This is a genomic window from Vibrio sp. 10N.222.46.A1 (assembly GCF_041473595.1).
Lineage (GTDB): Bacteria > Pseudomonadota > Gammaproteobacteria > Enterobacterales > Vibrionaceae > Vibrio > Vibrio tasmaniensis_A.
The window spans coordinates 1-1,831 of sequence record NZ_JBFRSN010000703.1 but is presented as its reverse complement, the minus strand read 5'-3'; the positions used below and the strand labels follow the sequence as shown (position 1 = coordinate 1,831).

The window sequence follows — 1,831 nt, the reverse complement described above, 5'->3', positions numbered from 1 at the left end:
CATGTTGAATGCCTGAACCACTTCTGGACAGTTTTGGCATGAGAGTGAGATAAAAATCTCTACATTAAGCTCTTGATCGAGTTCTTTAATTTGCTCGATTACGTCCGCTTCAAGCTTGATAGGGTGACCACCACTATGAAGCAGTGCAAGTACCAGTGATGTGAACTCGTGGCCCATTGGCAAACCGGCAAAACCGATCGCGGTGCCTTTCTCTTGGTTCACTACCTGCATGATAGGACTGCGAGTGCTTGCGCTGTCATCTCGAATCACTTCAATTTTGTCAGTGAGAGAAGCTATATCATTCGCCAGATCTTGAAGTTTGTTCGCGGTGTCGCTGTCATCTAGGCTAAGGACTAACTGAACATTGGTTTTTAGGTTTTCTAGGTATGCTTTTAGCTGCTGCTTCATTGCTTGATCTAACATAATCGTGCCTGCTCTTAAATTCTGTGTCTTGGTATTGACCAATACCTTCTTGCTGAAAAAGGAAAATAAAAAGGGGGCGCAAGTCGGCAAATATTGTGGTGTTGATGTTTTGAAAGGGTGGCGCGCAACTGCCCTTTAGGAGGGAGGCCGAAGCGCGCCTGTAGAACCGTTTAACTGTTCTGTTTTACTTGTTCTTTCTTAGCTGTTCTTGTTTGAACTAGGCTTAGATTAAATCTTGCCTACTAGGTCTAGAGATGGCGCTAGAGTCTCTTCGCCTTCTTTCCATTTAGCTGGGCAAACTTCACCTGGGTGAGCGGCTACGTATTGTGCTGCTTTAACCTTGCGTAGTAGGTCTTCTGCGTCACGTCCGATGCCTTCAGCTGTGATTTCCATTGCTTGGATAACGCCTTCAGGGTCGATTAGGAACGTTGCACGGTCTGCAAGGCCTTGACCTTCACGCATAACGTTGAAGTTGTTTGTGATGTTGCCTGTTTGGTCGCCGACCATGAAGTATTCGATAGTGCCGATTTTGTCAGAAGTATCGTGCCATGCTTTGTGAGAGAAGTGCGTGTCAGTTGATACTGAGAAAACTTCTACGCCGCGAGATTGAAGCTCTGCGTATTTGTCTTGTAGGTCAACTAGCTCAGTTGGACATACAAACGTGAAGTCTGCTGGGTAGAAGAAGAATACAGCCCACTTGCCTTTAACGTCTTGCTCAGTGATTTCTACGAATTCGCCGTTTTTGAATGCTGTTGCGTTGAATGGTTTGATTTCTGTGTTGATCATGATTCGACTCTCTTTCTAATTTGTAGTGTTTAACGCTATCCCGCGTCGATGGAGCTATATTGCATTCGCACCGAAAATTAGTGAAATCGGACATTTCTATAGATTCAATAGGCAAATCCTATCTTCGTAAGAAGATCGCTATCGACAAAAACTATCGATAAAAGTTATCAAACTAGGGCTACGTTCTATTTCGGCTTATCTCTATTCACGTAAGCCTCTATGTATCTATGTATCTAAGTAGGCAAGGGCAGGCGTGGCTTCTTTAAGCGAGCTGGGATTTGATGCTAAATCTGTAAATAACAAAAAATTATCATTAATATAATTAATGATAATTTCATTTAATCGTTACATCTCCATATACTCTCTCCATCGAAACGAAACATCGAAGCCAGTCTTCGAAACGCACAGAATTAAAAACGAATTTGGAGTAAGTTATGAAAATGAATCACGTAGGCATCATGGTGGGTGACATGGATCAAGCAGTCGAGTTTTACACGAAAGCGCTGGGTCTAAGAATCGTAATGAACAACACTAAGGTTATGGAAGAGCGTGAATCAGCAATCGGCCGTATGTGTATCGCAGTATTTGGCGAAGGCTTCAAAGGCTTCAACATTGCACACCT

Annotated in this window: 2 protein-coding genes and 1 pseudogene; 1 reads left to right on the top strand and 2 read right to left on the bottom strand. The window is 43.3% G+C overall.

The window, feature by feature from the left end; genetic code table 11:
* Together AB4496_RS18670 and ahpC are read right to left on the bottom strand one after the other, a co-directional pair.
* Positions 1–423, bottom strand: a pseudogene (locus AB4496_RS18670) (alkyl hydroperoxide reductase subunit F); the annotation flags it as partial.
* Positions 424–651: 228 nt separating this feature from the next.
* Positions 652–1,209 carry an alkyl hydroperoxide reductase subunit C gene (gene ahpC, locus AB4496_RS18665; RefSeq protein ID WP_004736364.1) on the bottom strand — a complete coding sequence of 186 codons (558 nt, stop codon included), beginning with the start codon at positions 1,207–1,209 and terminating at the stop codon, positions 652–654.
* A gap of 434 nt (positions 1,210–1,643) precedes the next feature.
* On the opposite strand from ahpC, the gene AB4496_RS18660 reads away from it, so the two are divergent.
* On the top strand, positions 1,644–1,831 hold a 188-nt coding region (locus AB4496_RS18660), incomplete at its 3' end, for a VOC family protein (protein ID WP_372131599.1).

What these genes read in the sequence shown, in the direction of transcription:
- ahpC (WP_004736364.1), bottom strand. Translation starts at nt 1,209, where the DNA reads ATGATCAACACAGAAATCAAACCATTCAACGCAACAGCATTCAAAAAC.